Below are 815 nucleotides of genomic sequence, written 5' to 3' on the forward strand. Positions count from 1 at the left end.
TTGATGTACACCGTCCTTTCTTTCGCTCCTTTTCCATATACAATCAGCTCTTTATTCGCATACCGGATATCTTCCCTGTTAATCTCTGAAAGCTCCGATACTCTGACCGCTGTGCTATATAGAAATTCTAGTAACGCTTTATCCCGAAGACTGCTGCATTTACGCAGCATCCGCTCCCGTTCTTCATCAGTATATGGTTTCCGGATCTTCTTTTCTACTTTTATAGATTCCACCAGCACCATCGGATTTCTCCGAATCCGGTCACGATCTCGCAGCCATCCGAAGAAACTGCTATACACTGCCCGGACATTCTTTAATGTCTGGTTTGCTACCTTGCGGATCATTTTATAAGTCCGCATGAATCCAGAGATATCTCCTGAATCTATGTTCTTCACCGGCTTATTGATATAGGTCAGTAACCGAACCAGTTCATACCGATATTGAATGCTTTTCCTTCCAGTGCTTTACTCATCAGAAACTCTTCCAGATCCGCTTCCCAGCTCCTGTCTACAACCCGCAGATCCGTTTCCTGGATTACTCTGCATCCGGTAAATGTCATCTGCAACACTTCTTTCAGCTCACGTAGTTGCATTTCATCTAATACCGGTTGCATTCTTCGCAATACATCCATTATTTTTGCTTCCATACGTTGCTCCTTTTTTGCTTTCAGTATATCAACTGGCGTACTGAATTAAGTAGCAATCTGATTTCAATCGTAGAACGTGGAACCAAAAATAACTACAATTACACAAAATATTCCAACGGCGACATGGTTATGTGGAGTAAATATACTTGGAATACCAATCTTGCAACCG

The 815-nt window shown here is 42.2% G+C and carries 2 protein-coding genes; both read right to left on the reverse strand.

The window, feature by feature from the left end:
* Positions 1-359 (reverse strand): tyrosine-type recombinase/integrase (locus tag PG418_RS14325; RefSeq protein ID WP_498837561.1); only part of this gene is annotated, 359 nt, incomplete at its 3' end.
* A gap of 53 nt (positions 360-412) precedes the next feature.
* Positions 413-646, reverse strand: coding sequence for a hypothetical protein (locus PG418_RS14330; protein ID WP_498837562.1), 234 nt, complete (start codon positions 644-646; stop codon positions 413-415).
* Positions 647-815: the final 169 nt, after the last annotated feature.

It is taken from the genome of Bariatricus sp. TF06-38A (assembly GCF_027690675.1).
Taxonomy (GTDB): domain Bacteria; phylum Bacillota; class Clostridia; order Lachnospirales; family Lachnospiraceae; genus Allocoprococcus; species Allocoprococcus comes.

Bases quoted from the DNA above. Each gene is read 5' to 3' on its own strand.
- PG418_RS14330 (WP_498837562.1), bottom strand. From the start codon at position 646: ATGGAAGCAAAAATAATGGATGTATTGCGAAGAATGCAACCGGTATTA.